The 17,514-nt window shown below is 71.3% G+C and carries 16 protein-coding genes; 7 read left to right on the top strand and 9 right to left on the bottom strand.

Annotated elements, in window-relative coordinates; all coding sequences use genetic code 11:
• Positions 1-39 precede the first annotated feature (39 nt).
• From O7623_RS25915 to O7623_RS25900, 4 genes are all read right to left on the bottom strand, one after another.
• The gene (locus O7623_RS25915) at positions 40-2,796 is read right to left on the bottom strand and encodes a beta-L-arabinofuranosidase domain-containing protein (RefSeq protein WP_282225567.1); all 2,757 of its coding nucleotides are present in this window, start codon (positions 2,794-2,796) and stop codon (positions 40-42) included.
• An 18-nt stretch (positions 2,797-2,814) separates the two neighbouring features.
• Positions 2,815-4,926 (bottom strand): family 43 glycosylhydrolase, encoded by a 2,112-nt coding sequence (locus O7623_RS25910; RefSeq protein ID WP_282225566.1) that lies wholly within the window; start codon positions 4,924-4,926, stop codon positions 2,815-2,817.
• A 404-nt stretch (positions 4,927-5,330) separates the two neighbouring features.
• A complete protein-coding gene (locus O7623_RS25905; protein ID WP_282225565.1) occupies positions 5,331-5,915 on the bottom strand; it encodes a DUF1707 domain-containing protein in 585 nt (194 codons plus the stop codon).
• A 57-nt stretch (positions 5,916-5,972) separates the two neighbouring features.
• Complete coding sequence (locus O7623_RS25900) at positions 5,973-7,049, bottom strand: MerR family transcriptional regulator (protein ID WP_282229581.1); 1,077 nt, start codon at positions 7,047-7,049, stop codon at positions 5,973-5,975.
• A gap of 185 nt (positions 7,050-7,234) precedes the next feature.
• On the opposite strand from O7623_RS25900, the gene O7623_RS25895 reads away from it, so the two are divergent.
• Together O7623_RS25895 and O7623_RS25890 are read left to right on the top strand one after the other, a co-directional pair.
• Entirely contained in the window at positions 7,235-7,834 is a 600-nt protein-coding gene (locus tag O7623_RS25895) for a DUF1349 domain-containing protein (protein ID WP_282225564.1), read from the top strand.
• Positions 7,831-9,117: a hypothetical protein gene (locus O7623_RS25890; protein WP_282225563.1), complete on the top strand. Its 1,287-nt coding sequence runs from the start codon at positions 7,831-7,833 to the stop codon at positions 9,115-9,117. Before O7623_RS25895 ends, O7623_RS25890 begins: the two co-directional genes overlap by 4 nt.
• Positions 9,118-9,131: 14 nt before the next feature.
• Here O7623_RS25890 and O7623_RS25885 read toward each other — a convergent pair whose 3' ends face one another.
• Entirely contained in the window at positions 9,132-9,575 is a 444-nt protein-coding gene (locus O7623_RS25885; RefSeq protein ID WP_282225562.1) for a DUF4345 domain-containing protein, read from the bottom strand.
• Positions 9,563-10,384: an NAD(P)H-binding protein gene (locus O7623_RS25880; protein ID WP_282225561.1), complete on the bottom strand. Its 822-nt coding sequence runs from the start codon at positions 10,382-10,384 to the stop codon at positions 9,563-9,565. The genes O7623_RS25885 and O7623_RS25880 overlap by 13 nt, the downstream gene beginning before the upstream one ends.
• Before the next feature lie 170 nt (positions 10,385-10,554).
• On the opposite strand from O7623_RS25880, the gene O7623_RS25875 reads away from it, so the two are divergent.
• The 5 genes from O7623_RS25875 to O7623_RS25855 all read left to right on the top strand — a co-directional run bounded on the left by O7623_RS25875 (position 10,555) and on the right by O7623_RS25855 (position 15,396).
• A complete protein-coding gene (locus tag O7623_RS25875; protein WP_282225560.1) occupies positions 10,555-11,523 on the top strand; it encodes an AraC family transcriptional regulator in 969 nt (322 codons plus the stop codon).
• Positions 11,524-11,597: 74 nt separating this feature from the next.
• Positions 11,598-12,368: an alpha/beta hydrolase family protein gene (locus O7623_RS25870; protein ID WP_282225559.1), complete on the top strand. Its 771-nt coding sequence runs from the start codon at positions 11,598-11,600 to the stop codon at positions 12,366-12,368.
• 83 nt (positions 12,369-12,451) lie between these two features.
• The gene (locus tag O7623_RS25865) at positions 12,452-12,979 is read left to right on the top strand and encodes a hypothetical protein (protein WP_282229580.1); all 528 of its coding nucleotides are present in this window, start codon (positions 12,452-12,454) and stop codon (positions 12,977-12,979) included.
• 276 nt (positions 12,980-13,255) lie between these two features.
• On the top strand, positions 13,256-14,221 hold the full coding sequence (locus O7623_RS25860) for a hypothetical protein (RefSeq protein WP_282225558.1): 966 nt from the start codon (positions 13,256-13,258) through the stop codon (positions 14,219-14,221).
• 686 nt (positions 14,222-14,907) lie between these two features.
• Complete coding sequence (locus O7623_RS25855) at positions 14,908-15,396, top strand: hemerythrin domain-containing protein (RefSeq protein ID WP_282225557.1); 489 nt, start codon at positions 14,908-14,910, stop codon at positions 15,394-15,396.
• A gap of 48 nt (positions 15,397-15,444) precedes the next feature.
• On the opposite strand, the gene O7623_RS25850 is transcribed toward O7623_RS25855, so the two are convergent.
• The 3 genes from O7623_RS25850 to O7623_RS25840 form a co-directional block, all read right to left on the bottom strand.
• Complete coding sequence (locus O7623_RS25850; protein ID WP_282229579.1) at positions 15,445-16,065, bottom strand: TetR family transcriptional regulator; 621 nt, start codon at positions 16,063-16,065, stop codon at positions 15,445-15,447.
• Positions 16,066-16,157: 92 nt separating this feature from the next.
• Positions 16,158-16,829 (bottom strand): DUF4166 domain-containing protein, encoded by a 672-nt coding sequence (locus O7623_RS25845; protein ID WP_282225556.1) that lies wholly within the window; start codon positions 16,827-16,829, stop codon positions 16,158-16,160.
• Complete coding sequence (locus O7623_RS25840; RefSeq protein WP_282225555.1) at positions 16,826-17,491, bottom strand: hypothetical protein; 666 nt, start codon at positions 17,489-17,491, stop codon at positions 16,826-16,828. The genes O7623_RS25845 and O7623_RS25840 overlap by 4 nt, the downstream gene beginning before the upstream one ends.
• Positions 17,492-17,514: the final 23 nt, after the last annotated feature.

Below are 17,514 nucleotides of genomic sequence, written 5' to 3'. Positions count from 1 at the left end.
CGACGTGGCGGCGACCAGCCCGACCCTGACCGGTGCCGGTCAGACGAACCGCCACAGCAGATGGCTGGCGCCGGTGTCGTCGGCGGTGACGATCTGCGCCCCCTGTGCGGTGGAGCCGCCGGTGACCCCGAGGACCTTCCCGCCGTTGGCGCACTGGATCCGGAAGCAGCCGTCGGTGCCGTAGCGCAGCCGCCAGCGGTGGTCGTTGGTGCCGTTGTCGGCCCACTGCAGCACCCGCGCTCCGGCAGCGGTGGACATGTTCTCCACCCCGAGCACCTTGCCGCTGTGCGAGTTGCGCAGCCGCAGGTAGCCGCCGGTGTCGGTGACCGCGGTCCAGAGATGGTCGGCGGTGCCGGTGTCGCCCCACTGGATGACCAGCCCACCGTCGGCGGTCGACATGTTCTGCACGCCGAGCACCATGCCGCTGGCGAGGTTGCGGATCCGGCGCGCGCCGTTGGGCAGGAACCGCCACTGGTTGTCCAGGCTGCCGTTGTCCGGGTCCTGCACCGCCTGGGCCCCGAGGGCGGTCGAGCCACCGGAGATGCCCAGCAGCTTGCCGGTGTGCACGTTGCGCAGCTTGTGGCTGCCGTCGCCGACGTCGACGACCGTCCACCGGTGGTCGGCGGTGCCGGTGTCGGACCACTGCAGGATGCGGGCACCGTCGGCGGTCGACATGTTCTCCACACCGAGCACCTTGCCGCTGTGGACGTTACGCAACCGGATCGCACCACCGTCGACGAGGATCTCCCAGTCGTGGTCGGCGGTGCCGTTGTCGTCCCACTGCAGTGCCAGGCCACCGTCGGCGGTCGACATGTTCTGCACCCCGAGCACCAGGTTGCTGTTGGCGTTGACCAGCCGGAAGCTGGCCGATCCCGGGTTGCCGCCACCGGGCGCTGTGGCCCAGTAGACGGTGTAGTTGTGGCCGTGCGCGTCGTAGAACGGCCCGAGGTCGACGGTCGCGCCGTTCGCGGTGGCGGTGAACGCGAGCGTGCTGCCGCTGGTCCGGGTGACCGACGCGACGTCGATGGTGGGTAGGGCGCTCAGCGCGGTGTTGCCGTAGTTGCCGGAGAGCACCACCGGGCCGTACATGATGGCGGCGACGTTCGGGTTGTCGTTCGCCGGCACCGTCGTGACCCGCATCGGCAGCCGTACGGTCACCGTGTCACCGGGGCTCCACGACCGGGTGAGGGTGGCGTAGCTGCCGGGAGTGGTGGCGATGCCCTGCGCGGTGCCGTTGACACTGACCGTGGCCCCGCTGGTCCAGGCCGGGATCCGGATCCGCATCGTCCACGTGCCGGCGGCGTTGCCGGTGACGGTGAGGGTGCTGGTGTCGCTGACCGGGTAGCTGGTGGTCTGGGTGACGGTGATGCCACGCTGGGCCCAGTCCAGCACCGACGACACGAACAGGTTGACGGTCAACGTGCTGCCGTCGTGGAAGTAGACGGAGTCGGCCAGCGCGGTGTTGACCTCCAGGCCGGTGCCCTGGCAGCACCAGAAGGAGTCGTAGTCGGTGCTGTACGTGCCGCCGCCCCAGGCAGGACCGACGCCCCGGCGACCACCCGGGTTCAGCGGGGTGAAGTAGGTGATGTGTCCATGGTTGCTGGCCGGGTTCTGGATGCCGAGCACGTGGTTGAGCAATGCCCGTTCGTAGAAGTCGAAGTACGCGACCCGGCCCGGGTCGAGCAGCCACAGCTCCCGGGTGAGCTTGAGCATGTTGTACGTGTTGCACGCCTCGCAGGTGTCGTTGCGCAGGTAGCCGGCGATCGCGTTCGGTGCCCGGAAGTGCTCGGCCTGGCTGTTGCCGCCGATCGCGTAGGTGTGCGCGTCGACGGTGATGTTCCATGCGTTGCTGGCGATGTCCCGGTAGCGGGTGGTGCCGGTGGCCTTGAACTCGCGGGCGGCGCCGATCCACTTCGGCACCTGGGTGTTGGCGTGCAGTCCGTTGAGCTGGTCGGAGTTGGCGGCGAGCGGGTTGAACACCGCGGCGTGGTCGAACCGCTGCGCGGCGGTGAGCCACCGCGCGTCGCCGGTCTGCTGGTAGACGTCGGTCAGCACGGCGTTCATGCCACCGAACTCGGTGCCGAGCATGTTCTGCATCTGGCTCGAGGTGAGCCGGCCGGTCCGCCAGTCGACCCAGCCGGCGAGCGCGAGCAGGACGTCACGGGCCTGGTTGTTGCCGAGGTAGCGCCAGACGTCGAGCAGGCCGGCGAGGGTCTTGTGGATGCAGTAGTACGGCACGTTGCCGTTGTTCAACGTCCGCGCTTCGAGGCTGGTGAAGTCGGACTCGGGGAACCCGGACAGGTAGCCGGCGGCGAAACCGGCGGCCCCGTTGTTGGCCTGGCACTTGGCGAGTTCGGCCACCATGTAGTTGGCCTTGTCGCGGAAGACGGCCTCGCCGGTGAGCGCCCAGGCGTACGACCAGGCGGTCAGGAAGTGCCCCTGCATGTGGGTACGGAACGGGAACGTCGGGCTGTCCCAGCCGCCGTTGGCGGCTGCGCCGTTGGTGGACAACCGGTGATTGGCCCGGAAGTTGCGCAGCATCCGGTCGACGTCGACGAAGCGCAGGTAGTTGACGGTGCGGTTCTGGTTGTCCCGCCAACGTCCGGTGGTCAGGCGGGCCTGGCCGACGTCGAATCCGTAGGCCGATACGCCGATGTCGGCGCGCACGGGGGGCAGGGCCGCGGCGGCCGGAGCGGCGCCGAGGACGGTGGTAGTGGTGACACCGGTGGCGGAGACCACCGCGGTCGCGCCGGCGGCCTGCAGTAGGCGGCGTCGGCTCAGAGATGACGAACTCATGGGTGTGTCCTCCAGTGATCAGGGGGTAGAGAGTTCGAACCGTCGGACGGTGACGGCGCCACCGAGCGCCTGCGTCGCATAATTGAAGATCCCGAACCGGTAGCCCATGAAGAACTGCCACTCGTTGTTCAACGTGAACGCCGGCCCGAAGCTCACGAAATTCACCCCGTCCGTGCTGTACGAAAACCGCGCCTGCCGCCCCGCACCCGGCCGAATATCGGCATTCGCCCGCAACCAGACCCGACCACCGGACACCAGCGCACTCGCCACCTCGACCCCGGTGCCAGTCGTGTTCCAATTGGAGTCCATCGTCAACCCGTTCGTCACCACCACCCGGGTCGACCCGCCGTCACGACGCACCCCGATCCACGCCGACGACTGCCGCAACATCGCCAACCCCGACCGGTCACCATCCCGCATCACCGAATAATCCAACTCCACCGTCGCCGTCGACGTCGGCCCCGCAATCCGATGCGTCAACGTGTTCCGCGCACTGTAGAGATCGTTCGTCACCGTCGCCGTGGACAACCGCAACCCGTTGTTCACCGACCACCGCGAATCATCCGGATTGTGGTTCCACTCCCACTGCGGCCCCAACACCGTCCCCGCGAACGTCTCCACCCCCGTCAACGGCTTCACCGCACGCGGCGGCGCCGGCAGGTTCGGCCGCGGATAGTTCACCCCCCACGCACCATTGACCGTCTGCACCTGCGGCCACCCGTCACCCGTCCACGAGATCGGCGCCAACGCCGGCATCCGCCCACCCGGATACGCGTCCACGAACGCCATGTAGTACCAGTCACCGTTCTGCGTCCGCACCACACCACCCTGATGCGGCACCCCACCACCCGAGATCGGCCCCCGCATGTCCAACAACACCTGCCGCATCTCGTACGGCCCGAACGGCCCCGACGTCGACCGCAACACGTACTGACCGTTCGCCGGCCGCGTCAACCAGATGTAGTACGCCCCGTTACGCTTGAAGAACCGCGCCCCCTCCAACGTCCCCACACTCGACGGCGTCTGGAACACCTGCTGCGCCCGCACCTGCGACCGACCATCCGCCGACAACTGCGCCACACTGATCGTCCCGTTCCCGTACGCCACGTACGGCGTGTCGTCGTCATCGAACAACAACCCCGCGTCGTAGTAACACGGCAACGTCGCATGCTTCGTCCACGGCCCCTCCACCGACCGCGACGTGTACATGTGCGTCTGACTGAAATCGATACAACCCGCCCAGTAGTACGTCCCGTTGCTCCGCCGGTAATTCAACGTCGACGCCCAGATCCCCCGCACATAACCCCGCTGCGCCCCCGACAGGTCGTACTTCGTCCCGAACTCCAACCTCGGCACCGCATGACCCGCGAACTCCCAGTTCACCAGATCGTACGACCGCAGAATCGGCGCACCCGGCGAATAATGCATCGTCGACGCCGTCATGTAATACGTGTCATCGACCCGGATCACCTCCACATCCGCGAAGTCCTGCCACACCACCGGATTCGTGTACTCGCCCGTTGGAGGGGGCGGTGTGGTGGGGCCCGGGTCGGGGTTGCCGCCGCCGTCGACGCGGACCAGTTGCCACTGCTGGTTGGTGCCGCCCCAGTCGTCGTACTGGACGATGTTGCCGCCGTCGGCGGTCGACGCGCCCTGCACTTCGAGGGCCTTGTTGCTGTGTCGGCTGATCAGGCGGACGTGGCCGCCGTCGGAGTCGGCGAGGCGCCACTGCTGGTTGGTGCCGTTGAGGTCGGTCCACTGCACGATGGCGCCGCCGTTGGCGGTCGACCAGTTGTAGACGTCGAGGACCTTGCCGGACAGTCTCGACTTGAGCCGGTAGTAGCCGCCGCCGGAGTCGACGAACTGCCACTGCTGCTGGTTGCCGTTGTTGCGGGTCCACTGGGTGATCCGGGCCCCGTCGTTGGTGGCGAGGTTGTAGACGTCCAACGCCTTGCCGCTGTTGCGGTTGACCAGGACGTACCACGCGCTGGTGTCGACCGTCGCCGCCGAGGCCGCCGTCGTCGTCACCGCGACGATGCCGCCGCCGGCCAGGACCGCTACGGTCGCCGCCGCGATGCGCCGGATCCATCTCCGGTCGGTGGTACGCCTGATCTGGTCTGTTCCTGTCATGTCTTCCTCCGTCACCGCAGGCCCGCGCGGTCCAGCCGCACGCCTGGCGGCACCACGGGGCCCGCTGGCCGCAGTGGGCTAGCCAGTGAGCGTTAACATGCGGCCCCACCAGCCCGGTTGGCGGAGCTGGCACCTGGTGGGGGCGGCGCCAGCCGGCTCACTCCCGGTCGCACCCCGACAGGTGTTCCATCGACTGTGAACGATAACACTACCGTCGTCAAGAGGTAACAGGCGTGTTTCGCAGGGCCGGGACAGCCACCGCCACCCGGCTAGCGTTTCGCTCGACCGGCAGCAACGTTTCAGCCCGCCGGAGCTGGCCGACATCTGCCCCATGAGCTTGGACTGTTATCGATAACATCGGCAGTTGGCGATGCCGTGGCGAGTGGGCGACGGTTGCCCGTCACCTACCAACGCCACCGCCAGAACCGGTACTCGTACCGCACCGTCAAGGAGCCGGCGACCGTGCTGCCGGTGATGACCAGGTGCGGGGCCGCCGTGCCCGGCTCCGGCACCGCCGGCACCTTGACCCGGGCCGAGCCCGCCGACGTGGTCACACCGTCGACGTTCGCGGTCGCCCCGGGCGGCAGCACGATGGTCGCCGACCCCGCCTGGGTGGACAGCTCGATCTCCACCACCTGGTGGCTGAAGACGGCGTGCCGCATGTCCAGCAGCACCGAACCCGCCTTCGCCCGCACCACGAGCCGGCGCGGCACACTCCACCGACCGGTACGTCGCAACTGCCCCGCCTGGCTGCGCAGCTCCACCACGTCGGCGGCAGCGACGACCGGGTCGACCGCGGGCAGGTCGGCAACGACGGGTTCCACCTCGCCGAAGGTCCGCGCCTGCAACACCGCGTCGACCCGGTCGGAGAACTCGGCAAGGGTCAGTCGACCCTCGGCGACGGCCGCGTTCAGCCGGGCGACCACCGCTTCCCGGTCCGCATCGGACATCCGCAGTTCCCGTCGCGACGGCACGACCTCGCCACTCATTCGACCACTTTACGACGCACCACCGTGCCGGCGGCAGTGCGTACGTCGGTGGGTACGTCAGTGCCGGATCGGCATCAGCAACGAACAGCTCCGGTCGTCGTCGGGCAGCCGCACGGCCAACGGCTGGATCGGCCCGTCCAGGTCGAGCACCAGCTGACCGCCACCGGCAGCTTCCACCGCCTGCAACAGGAACTCACGGTTCACGGCTACGTGCCGGTCCGGCGCGGCCTGCCAGGCGGCCTCGTCGACGCATTCGACCGTGCCGCCGTCGGTCGCCGCCAGCACCGCGACCGGGTGGGTGACGCCCAGGTGCTCGCGGACCACCAGCGGAGCCCGGCCCGGCTCCAGCGCCCGGCGCAGCGCGGCCGCGTCGACGGCGAACTCCCGGCGGCCATCGGCACCCCGGGCCGGCAGCAGCGCCCGGTAGTCGGGGAAGTCGACGTCAAGTGGCTCGACGGCGATCCGCCAGCCAGGTGCCGCGCCTTCGACCCGGTCCCGGCCGAGAGTCAGCTCGGCCTGCGGATTGCGGTCCAGCTGACTGCGAACGCCGTCGATGAAGGTCCCCGGCAGCAGCACCGACACCGGCGGTCCGTCGACCGCCGTCGGCGTGAGTTCGGCGTACGCCAGCCGGAACCGGTCGGTCGCGGCGAAACGTACGGTGTCGGCGGTGACCTCGACCTGCACCCCGGCCAGGGCGGGAGTCTCGGGATCGCTGCCGACGGCGAACCGTACGGCGGTCAGGGCGCGGGCCGCGTCGGCGGCGTCGACGGTGACACGGGTGGTGGTCATGGTCACTCTGTTCTCCTCGGCATCGAGCAGGGCATGGATGCGGGAGAGCTCCCGGCGGGCGTCGGCGAGCCCGTCGACCAGGCGCAGCAGATGGACGTCGAGCAGCCGGCGGGCCACCTCGACGTCAGGCAACGCCCGGACCGCCTCGGTGATCTCGGCCAGCGGCAGGCCGACCCGACGCAGCCCGGCCAGCAGCCGGGCGGCGCGCAACTGGTGCGCCGCGTACCACCGGTAGCCGGTGTGCGGATCCACCGTCGCCGGGGTCAGCACCCCGGCGGCGTCGTAGAACCGCAGCGCGCTCACGGTCAGTCCGCTCGCCCGTGCCGTCGCCCCGATGCTGTGCATGTCGCTCTCCACGTCCAGGGACTCTGCGGCCTCGACCAGGTCGAGGGTCAAGCCGGCCGGTGGGTCCACGCCGGGGTGCCCGACCATGGGAGTATCACAGTCCCAGCCGGAGTCCGTGACGCGATGCGCCCGGAGGCACCTTGACACCGCAGACACCGTCCACGCCGCCGGCTTCACCCCCGCCGGTGATCGCCGGCCTGCCGCCGCTGGCCTGGCAACACGTCCCGGTCGCAGCCGGCTACGACCCCGGCCGGCAGGCCCTGTCGATCACGGCCGGCGCCGGCACGGACTGGTTCGTCGACCCGGTCGGCGAACACCGTACGCATGACGCGCCGGCCCTGCTGTTCGACTGCCCGGCGGGCGAGTTCGCCCTCTCGGCCCGGGTCACGGTCGACTTCGCCGCCGCGTTCGACGCCGGGGTGCTGTGCCTGCGCCTCGACGGGGAGCACTGGGCGAAGCTCTGCTTCGAGTCTTCACCGCAGGGGCAGCCGATGGTGGTGACGGTGGTGACCAACGGCACGTCGGACGACGCGAACGCGGTCACCGTCGATTCGTCCACTGTCCACCTGCGGGTGTTGCGCAAGGGGCTGGCGTACGCGTTCCACTACTCCCTCGACGGGGTGTCGTGGCAGTTCGCCCGGTTGTTCCGGCTCGCTGGCGACGCGGCCCGGTCGACCCGGGTGGGCTTTCTCGCCCAGTCCCCCACCGGGCAGCGCTGCACCGCCACGTTCGAGCGGATCGCCCTGGTCGACGCGGTCCCCGACGACCTGCGCGGCGGCCAGTGACCTACCCGGGTGGTGTCGCCGAGGCGGTCGAGCAGTCCACCGCGCACAGTCGACGCGGTGACTGGGCGGACGCGATCGACCACCAGCGTCGGGCCGTCGCACTCGCCGGCGAACTGGTCGCCGCCGCACCGGACGACACGGCACGGCGCGCCGGGCTGGGCGGGCTGCACTACCGGCTCGGTTCGCTGCACCTCGCCGCCGGGGATCCGGGCGCGGCGGTGGCCGCGCTGGACGACGCCGAGCGGGCGTACGCCGGGTCGGTCGGCGCCGTCGCCGACGCGGAGCTGTCACTGGCCGATGTGCTGGCCCGTCGCGCGCTGGCTCAGTCGGTACGGGGCTGGGCCGCCTCGGCGGAGGTCGACGCCGACGGCGCGGTGGCCATCTACCTGGCGGTGACCGGCGGCGATCCGGCGCACCCGCAGCGGCGGGACCTGGCCCGGGTGCTGGCGATGAACGCCGCGACCCTGGCCCCCGACGGTGATCCGCAGGTCGCCGTCGCCTCGGCGAACGCCGCGCTGGGCTACTACGGCCATTCGGACGACGGTGCCAGTGGCGACGGCGGCGACACGACCGGCGGCAGCGACAGCGTCGACGGCGGGTACGTGTTCAGCGCCGCCGCCGTGTCGGCGCTGCTGAACTTCGCCGACGGCCGCGTCGTCGACGGATTCCTGCCGGCGGTGATGATCGTCGCCAGGCTGCCGCCGGACGAGGACCGGCAGGCGCTGGAGGCCGAACTGCGGGTGGTCGACGGGATGCTGTCGGCCGCCGGCACGCCGGTGCCGTTCCCGCCGGAGTTCGGCCGGAGCCTGGCCCGGCTGGTGCTGCCAAACCTGCGGGGTCGCGGCCTGCTGTGGGTGCCGTCGTCGCAGTGGTTGGACCGGGCGGTCGCGCCGACGCTGCCGGCGGCGGTACAGCGACACGCCGCCTCGGCCGGGCAACCGACCCTGGTGCGGGAGCTGGCCGGCCAGGACCGGCCGGAGCTGCTCTGGACGACGCCGATGCGGTGGTGGTCCGGCCTGTCGCTGGACACGGTGTCGCGGTTGGCGTCGCTCGCCGTCGAGGTGCTGCCCCGGGCGTACGGCGACGGGCGGCGGCTGACGTTGGCGGCGCACGCGCTGTTCGCCACCGCACACCGATCCCGGCAGGGGCGACCCGTGCCGGGGCCGACGGCGTACCTGCCGACCTGGCGGCGGCTGCTGGAGGTGGCCGTCGATCAGTGCCGGGCTGCCGGCGACGACGCGCTCGCCGCCGACCTCGACGGATGGCGCGCCCGGGTCATGTGACCCGGGCGCGCGGCTCAGGGACGCTGGCGGAGCAGGACGTACCCGCAGGCCGCCCCGAGGATCAGCTCGGCGACGGTGGCCGCGACCAGCCCGGTCGCCGGCAGCCCGTCCACCGCCAGGCTGAACAGCCGGGACAGTCCGTACGCCAGGTAGACCGTCGCGCCGACCAGCGCCGCGGTGTAGGTCAACCGGCGGACGAACGCCCCGAGGGTGACCAGTACGCCGGTGGCCAGCAGCGCCCCACCGGCGGCCCGGATCTCACTGAGCAGGCTGGGGTTGCCGCCGAACTCGATGTCGTTGCCGGCGTGGAACGCCTCCGGGGTGGCCAGGACCGCGCCGCCGATGCCGACCACGACCAGACCGGCGACGACGAGGATCACCGCCTGCGTACGGCTACGCGGCACCGGCCCGGCCCGGCCGGTGGTGGCGGCGGCGCTGGCGGTGGTCACTGCTGCCACGCCCCGACGGCGGCTGCCTGCCGGCAGAAGTCGGCGAAGTCGCGCGGCGCGCGGCCCAGCGCCCGCTCGACGCCGTCGCCGAGCGCGGCGTTGCGGCCGTCGAACACCTCGGTGCACAGGTCGGTGAGTAGTCGCGCGTAGTCCGGGCCGACCTCGGCGACCAGTCCGAGGTGGAACTGTTCGGCGGTGACCGGCAGGTAGGTCACGGCGCGTCCGCTGGCGTCGGCGATCTCCGCCGCCGCCTGCGCGAAGGTCAGCAGCCGTGGTCCGGTGACGTCGTATGCCCGCCCGGCGAGCCGGTCGTCGGTGAGCAGCGCGACGGCGACGTCGGCGACGTCGTCCAGGTCGACGAACGGCTCGGCCACGTCGCCGGCCGGCATCGCGATCGTGCCGGTCAGGACCGGACCGAGCAGGCTGCCTTCGGTGAAGTTCTGGTTGAACCAGCTGGCGCGGACGATGCCGTAGGTCAGACCGGAGCCGGCGACGATCGCCTCGCAGCGCTGGGCGTTGGTCTCGCCACGGCCGGAGAGCAGCACGAGTTTGCGCACCCCGGCGTCGCGGGCGGCGGCGGTGAACTTCTCGACCAGGGCCGGGGCCTCGGACGCGGCCAGGTCCGGGTGGTAGCACAGGTAGACCGAGTCCACCCCGTCCAGCGCGGGCGGCCAGCTCGCCGGGTCCTCCCAGCGCAACGGCTGCGCGCTGCTGCGGCTGGCCCGGATCACCGGGTGGCCGAGTGCGGCGAGCCGGTCGGCGACCCGCCTGCCGGTCTTGCCGGTCGCCGCGGTGACGAGCACTGACGGTCGTGACATGAGGAACTCCCGTTTCGGGTCGGTCGCGGCCCACCGGGAAAGTGAGGACCGCTTGTCGTGTCACCAGACTGCCGTGGCTGCCATGGCCGGACAATGATTGTGCTGCCGGTCTTGTTTGCCGATCGTCCAGAGAAGTGGACGTTCGGCATACCAGCAGGGATGCTGGGCAGGTGTGGACGACACCCAGTTGCGTGATCCCGCCGGTCAGCGACCCGCTCGGCGAGACGCTGCACATGTTCCGACTGACCGGCACCCTCTACTGCCGGGCCGAGTTGACCGCGCCGTGGGGGGTCGACGTGCCGGCACTGCCCGGCTGCATGACCCTGCAGGTGGTCACCGCCGGCCGGTACTGGTTGGAGGTGGCCGGGGCCGAGCCGTACCTGATCGGACCGGGCAGCCTGACGCTGATCCCGCACGGCGTACCGCACCGCTTCCGTAGCGCGCCCGCGACCCCGACGCTGCCGCTGTTCGACATTCCGGTGGAGCAGCTCAGCGACCGGTACGAGATCATGCGCCACGGTGGCGGCGGGGAGCTGACCCAGGTGACGTACGCGGTGCTGCGCCCGGACCACGTCGCCGCCCGCCGGTTGATCGCGCAGCTGCCGGCGGTGCTGCACCTGGACCGGTTCGACGACGACGAGTCGGGCTGGCTGCACAGCACGCTGCGGCTGGTCGCCCGGGAGGCGCAGGCGCTGCGGCCGGGAGGTGAGACGATGCTGACCCGCCTGGCCGACGTACTGGTGATCCAGGCCATCCGGTCCTGGTTGGACGCCGCGCCGGAGGCCCGGCAGGGCTGGCTGGCCGCGCTGCGCGACGACCAGATCGGTCGGGCGTTGACCGCGCTGCACCGGGCCCCGGAGCGGGACTGGACCGTCGACGCCCTGGCGCGGCAGGTGGAGATGTCCCGGTCGGCGTTCGCGGCCCGCTTCACCGACCTGGTCGGCGAGCCGGTGATCCGCTATCTGGCGACCTGGCGGCTGCAGCTGGCCCACGACCACCTGCAACGCTCCGCCGACCCGCTGCCGGTGGTCGCCCGCCGGTTCGGCTACCAGTCGGAGGCGGCGTTCTGCCGGGCCTTCAAACGGGCGTACGGGGTGCCGCCGGGTCAGGTTCGCCGCGACGGTCTCCGGTCGGCCTGACACCGGGCCGGAGCACCCGGGCCGGTGCGCACCCGAGCGGGACCGGTCCGACGACGAACCGGCACACTGGGCGGATGGCACTCCTACGGGTCGACTTCTTCTCCGACGTCCTGGAGCAGGGCACCTCGATGACCGTTCTGCTGCCGCAGCACAGCAGGACCCGGATCGGTGCCCCCGCGCGCGGCGGCGACAGCGCCGCGCCGGTGCTCTACCTGCTGCACGGGCTGACCGACGACGCCACCGCCTGGACCCGCTACAGCTCCATCGAGCGCTACGCCTCCGAGCGCGGGCTCGCCGTGGTGATGCCTCAGGTCCACCGCAGCATGTACGCCGACGAGGCGCACGGCGCGCCGTTCTGGACCTTCCTCTCCACCGAGCTGCCGACCGTGGTCGAGGCGTTCTTCCGGGTCTCCCAGCGGCGCGAGGACACCTTCGTCGCCGGCCTGTCCATGGGTGGGTACGGTGCGCTGCGCTGGGCGCTGCGCCGACCCGAACGATTCGCGGCGGCGGCCAGCCTCTCCGGCGTACTCGACGTGGGCGGCCGTCAGCACGGTCCGCCGGTCTCGGCGACCGACCCGCTGATGCACCGGGTCTTCGGCGGCCGGGAGGTCACCGGCAGCGACGACGACCTGTTCGCCGTCCTCGACCGGGCCGATCCGGCGACGCTGCCGAAGCTCTGGGTCGGCTGCGGCACCGAGGACGAGCTGTTTCCGGACAACGTACGGTTCCGCGACGCCTGCGCGGACCGGGGTGTCGGAGTCACCATCGACTTCGGACCGGGCGATCACCTGTGGAGCTACTGGGACGCCAAGATCCGCGACGTGATCGCCTGGTTGCCGCTGTGACCGACCCGACGGCAGGCCAGCCGGCGTCAGGAGGCGACCCGACGGCAGGCCGGCCGGCGTCAGGAGGCGACCCGGCGGCGGTGGTGGTCGACTCGTTGGCGGACCGGCTCGCCACAGTGACCTTCACCGACCTGACCACCGATCAGGTCACCGCCCTGCTCGTCGACACCGTCGCCGACTGGGGTGCCCGGCAGGGCTGGCGGGTGTACCGCCGCGCGGCCAGTGTCCTGCCGCTGCCGCCGCCGATGGCCGACAAGCACTCGGTCGTCGACGTCGCCTGCGCCCGGCCCGACGCAGCGCCGGTGGTGGTCGAGATCGACCACACCGATCGGCGCCGTACGGTGGAGAAGCTGCTCGCCGAGGCCGCCGCCGGCCGCGTCGCGATCTGGGTCCGCTGGGGCACCCGCGGCTTCACCGCCCCACCCGCCGCGGTCCACCCGGTCACCATCGACGTCACCGCCCGCACCGCCACCACCGGTCGGGGCGTACGGCTGTTCAGCCGGCAGCCGACCCGCGAGCTACCGCCGCCGCCGCACCGGGCCGGCCCGGTCGCCGCCGGCCCGCCGGAGTCCCTTTTCGACCCGGCGGGCGCGGCGCACACCCCGGGCTGAAGCCCGGTCGAGCCGGAACGCACCGCTGCGGGTACCGGAGTCATCCCCGTTGTCCACGTACTGGTGACGTGAACCGGCCCCGGCCCCACAGATCGGGCTGCGGAGGGCGGCACGGTGGCACACGCCTCCGGCTCAGGAGCGGATCACGTCGGATCACGCCGGGAACCAGTGTCAACCGCCGGTGCCCGGCTGCGAAACTCAGCACACGTGACAAAATCTGCCGCTGGTGTCACGAAGTGGACAAGGTGACGTTCCTTGGAAGGGCGGTGACATCTGGTGTCCGTGACGGAGATCAAGTCCGAACTGCGCGCGCTACGGGCCGGCCGAGGGGTGTCCGCCGCCAACCTGTCCGGCCGGATCGGTGACCACCTGCGGACACTCTGCGGTGCCGGCGGAACCGGCCGGGCCGACGACCCGGCCCAGCTGCGCGAACGGGTGGTGGCCGAACTCAACGGTCAGGCCCGGCAATTGCCCGACGACATGGCCCTCGCCGCCCGGGTCGCCCTCGGTCTGCATCCGCAGGCTCAGGAGACCCATTTCCGGGGCCGGGTCGCCTGGCTCGCCCGGCGGCTGGGCCGGGAGGACCGCACCGCGCTGCGTCGGATCAACGAGGCGGAGGTACTGCTGGCCGAGGCGATCGGCCGGGAGCTGGGCCGGCGCAGCGCGCAACCGGCCGGCGCGGGCTGGCACGTCGACCGGCTGCGGGTGCTGGTCCGACTGGACACCCCGACGATGGAGGCGTACGAGGAACGCCGGATCGTGGCCGACCACGACGGTCTCGACCAGATCACCCTCGGCATGTCGCTACCCTGCCCGCCAGGCAGCACCGGCCTCGACATCGAGGCCGGGGTGCACTGGGGCGGTCGGAGGATCCGGCACGAGCGACCGCTGCCCCAGCGCTCACAACTGGTCGTCGGGCTGCCCCGGCCACTCGCCGCTGGTGAGTCGTGCGACTTCTGCGTGGTGACCCGGCTGGGCCCGAGCCAGGTCGCATACCCGCATTACGTCCTGACCGCGACACGACGGTGCCGACGCTTCGAACTGCGGGTGCGATTCGACCCTGATCAAATGCCCAGTTGGGTGCGACGAGTGACCGGGGAGCCGGTGCGGTTGCTGGATTCACCGCAGCCCGGAAGGGAACTGATTCAGCCGGACGCGGTCAGTGAGGTGTACGCGGAGTTCGACGAGCCGGAACTGTATCTCGCGTACGGCATGCAGTGGTTTCCCACGGCCCGTCGGTAACGCGGACCGAGGTACCGGAATGTATCAGTCAGTCTCCATCGTGCATCACCTCCGCTGACATCGACCGGCGGAATCCAGGAACGTCGTGGTCGGCGTTCAGCGGCCAGCACCGACCGTCCGCACCATGCAGCGGCCAGCGCCGGCGGCAGCGTCCGACGGGCGTGTACGGGTATAGAGTCGACGGTTCACCACCAGCGCGACGGTGTGCCGACCGAATATCGGTGGACCGCACCGGGCCACCGGGAAGTTGACTGGCGGGACCGGGAATCTGGCTGAACGACTCAGCCGCAGCGGCGAACCACTACCGAGCGAAACGACGTCGGATCGCCGGTCTGGTCATCGGCGAATACAAGCGCGATTGCGAAGGCTGAACATGTGGTCTGTCTCCCCGTGAGTTCGACGTAGGACAATCCTATCAACCGCCCGCCACCTCCGCCATCGAAAATACGACCCCCCGTCAACTGCCGCAGCCGACTGCTTCCCGGCTGGCGGTCCGGGTCGCTTCGAGACAGCGGGCACCCATCCCGGTATTCCGCAGAATGAATGTTCCACACTCGAGGCCCGGTCGACGACTCGTGCTAAGGTCGCCTCAGCGTCGCGTGTCGGTGGCAGTCCGTGTCAGACATGGAGGCGCCGGACGGAAGGGAGCACGACGATGATCGACGTCGTCCCTTCGCCCGTCACCCATGGGTGACGGCGAATCGACAGGCACGGGCGCGGCGGCCAGGCTGGTGGCCTGGAGCCACGAGCTGCGCGCCACCCACGACAAGCTGCGCGACGCCCTGGCCGTGACCAGACAGGCGGTGGCCGCCGGCGAGCCGGTGGCACCGGCGACCAGGCAGTTGCTGCTGTACTGCCACGGCTTCTGCGCCGCGCTGACCGCCCACCACGAGGGCGAGGACCGCGAGCTGTTCCCCGCCGTCGCCGCGCAGCACCCCGAACTGCGCGACACGCTCTACTACCTGCGGCAGGACCACTCGATGATCGCGCACCTGCTGGGCGGACTGCAGGCGGCGGTGGACTCCTGCGCGGCACCCGCCGAGCTGGACCGGCACCTGGAGGGCCTGGCTGCCATCATGGAGTCACACTTCCGGTACGAGGAACGCCAGTTGCTGCCGATCCTGGAGACGCTGACGCTGGCGGCGGACCCCCGTACCGTCCTCGGGCCGCTGTGACCGCCGCTTCGTCCGCCGCCGGCCCGCCAGCTGTGGCCCGACGGCGGACTACCGCGAGCGTGGGCCGGAGCGACGACGGGAGCCCAGCCGGCCACGGACGGCGCGTCGGGCGATCGGCCCCAACTCGTCGACGACGTCGGCGAGCACCGCCAACTGCTCCAACGTGGCCAGAGCGGCGTCGGCACCCGGCCGGTCGATGCCGTCGTACAGCTCCAGGCCGATGAACCCGGCCGTGACCGCGCGGGCGAGCCCGGCCGGGTCCGCCAGCTCGGCCAGCGGCGAACCGGCCAGCACCCGGCGCAGCACCTGCTCGATCTCGTCGGTCCACAACCGCAGCGCGGCGGCGGTCGGCGCGGCGAGCCGGTCGTCGACCTGCGCGCCGGCGAGCAGCTGGGCGAGCACGGCCAGACTGCCGTTGCGACGCTCCTGCTCGTGCAGGTCACGGCCGAGCTCCAACAGCTCCCGCAGCGACCGGACGGCCGCGAACCGGTCCCGGTAATGCGCGACCCGGTCGACGGTGGCCGCCTGGCAGGCGGTGGCGAGCAGGTCGTCGAGCGTGCCGAAGTGGTAGAACACCAACGCCTGGTTGACTCCGGCGCAGGCGGCGACCGTACGGGCGGAGACCCCGGCGATGCCGTGCTGGCGGATCGCCTGCAGCGCCCCGTCCATCAGGCGCTGCCTGGTGGTGCTGGCCGGGGCCTCGGCGCTGGCGCGGCGGCCGACCGGCCCGGGGTCGGTGCTCACCGGCCGCGGATCAGGGCTCATACGCGGGGATTCTCCCGCACCGGACGCACGGCGGCGGGCACCGGGGCCGTCCCCGTGTCCACGTACCGCGTCGTGAACCGGCCCCGGTACCCGAAGACCGGACCGAGGAACCGGTTGGTCACCCGTACCTCGATCCGGAAGCAGTCGTCGGCGTCGTCCCACCACTCCCGCACCTCGGCCGCGCCGGCCAGGGCGACCGGGAACCGGTGGCCGGCGTACCGCTGCTCGCCGGTACGGATGGTCAGCGCGCCGCGCCGGTCGACCCGCAGATCCAGCAGCACCCCGTAGTGCTGATGGGTGCCCAGATAGTCGACGATGGCCGACCGCTGCGGGCTGTAGACCATCGTCGCGTCGAAGCGGCGACGCCGGTGTGGCGCGATGTCGAAGGACCGGACGAAGGTCACGGTCTCCCGGCCGAAACTGTCGCGGTACGCGTAGTTCTCGATGCAGAACTGGACGTTGCTGCCCTGCTCGGGGAAGAGAATGTGGCGGGTCGCCCCGAGCCGCAGAAACGGCAGGGTGACCGCCGGGCCGTGCCAGATCCGGTCCATCACCCCGGTGCCGATACAGCTGGTGGACTGCGCGCTGCTGATGCCGAAGCGGCGCTGCAGGCGTGGATGCAGCCGGTCGAAGTCGGCGCCGAGCGCCTGCTGGAAGATCGAGGTCACCGGGCCACCTTCTGTTCGGTGTGGGCCGCTGCCCGGCGGTAGTGGCGCGGCCGGCACCGTCTGGCCGCCGGGGTGCCGGGCAGTGGCGGTGCGAGCACGGCCAGCGGTACGGCCAGCAGCGCGAGCCGTTGATCGAGCGCGACGGCGACGGCCACCAGGGTGAGCCGGCCGGCGACCTCGGCCAGTGCCTGGTCGCGGCTGCGCTCCGGCGGTACGCCGTGCTCCAGCCACAGTCGCAGCCGGTCGAACGACCAGGCGGTGGCCCAGCCGAAGACGGGACGGAAGATCCGGTCGGCGACCGGTCCGCACCGGCCCCACCCGGGGGTGTAGTCGTAGCCGGTCCAGAACCGTACGCCGTCGGCGGTCGGCTGGTAGCGCCAGAAGCCGTGGCCGGACCGGATCAGCGACAGCCGGTGATCGCAGGAGAACCGCAGCACGGAGGTGGCGGAGCCGTCCGGTCGACGACGTTCACCGGCGGACTGTCCGGTGCCGGCGATCGTCAGGCCGGGCAGCAGCCGGGTGGCGTACCGGAACCGCCCATGCGAACCGTACGGCTCGATCCGGGTGAAGCGCAGGTCCCACCGGCTGTGCCGGGCCGGGTCCTGAGTGTGCTGCCACACCCGTCCGATCGGCGCGCGGATCAGCGTCTCGACGTACAACACCACGACCTCCCCAATTTGAGCAG

Source organism: Solwaraspora sp. WMMD791, from assembly GCF_029581195.1.
Classification (GTDB): domain Bacteria; phylum Actinomycetota; class Actinomycetes; order Mycobacteriales; family Micromonosporaceae; genus Micromonospora_E.
This window is presented reverse-complemented; position numbering and strand designations above follow the sequence as displayed.

Bases quoted from the DNA above. Each gene is read 5' to 3' on its own strand.
- O7623_RS25870 (WP_282225559.1), top strand. From the start codon at position 11,598: ATGGCACTCCTACGGGTCGACTTCTTCTCCGACGTCCTGGAGCAGGGC.
- O7623_RS25855 (WP_282225557.1), top strand. From the start codon at position 14,908: ATGGGTGACGGCGAATCGACAGGCACGGGCGCGGCGGCCAGGCTGGTG.
- O7623_RS25850 (WP_282229579.1), bottom strand. From the start codon at position 16,065: ATGGACGGGGCGCTGCAGGCGATCCGCCAGCACGGCATCGCCGGGGTC.
- O7623_RS25900 (WP_282229581.1), bottom strand. From the start codon at position 7,049: ATGCACAGCATCGGGGCGACGGCACGGGCGAGCGGACTGACCGTGAGC.
- O7623_RS25880 (WP_282225561.1), bottom strand. From the start codon at position 10,384: ATGTCACGACCGTCAGTGCTCGTCACCGCGGCGACCGGCAAGACCGGC.
- O7623_RS25910 (WP_282225566.1), bottom strand. From the start codon at position 4,926: ATGACAGGAACAGACCAGATCAGGCGTACCACCGACCGGAGATGGATC.
- O7623_RS25905 (WP_282225565.1), bottom strand. From the start codon at position 5,915: ATGAGTGGCGAGGTCGTGCCGTCGCGACGGGAACTGCGGATGTCCGAT.
- O7623_RS25915 (WP_282225567.1), bottom strand. From the start codon at position 2,796: ATGAGTTCGTCATCTCTGAGCCGACGCCGCCTACTGCAGGCCGCCGGC.